Annotated in this window: 1 pseudogene; it reads right to left on the bottom strand. The window is 69.0% G+C overall.

The annotated features are described in order from the left end of the window. Positions 1–196, bottom strand: a pseudogene (locus tag RVY79_RS21925) (hypothetical protein); the annotation flags it as partial. Between the last annotated feature and the right edge of the window lie 33 nt (positions 197–229).

Genomic DNA, 229 nt, shown 5'->3' with positions numbered 1-229 from the left:
CGAAGCGGAGCTGGTGGCGCCCCACCCAACGGGCCATCAGCGCGCCGCCGGCCACATAGGCGCAGATCGGCAGCGTCGCCATCCAGGGGCGTGGCGCCAGCGCCAGGCCGACAAGGCCGTTGATGCCGATGAAGCAGATGTTGTTGGTCAGCAGCAGGCCCTGGGCCAGCACCAGCAACGCTAGGTTGCGGTTCACGCGACCAACGACAGCCAGGACAGCAGGGCCAGC

It is taken from the genome of Chromohalobacter sp. HP20-39 (genome assembly GCF_033052815.1).
Lineage (GTDB): Bacteria > Pseudomonadota > Gammaproteobacteria > Pseudomonadales > Halomonadaceae > Chromohalobacter.
Note: the sequence above shows the minus strand (reverse complement) of the source record. Positions and strands in the feature narration are given on the sequence as shown.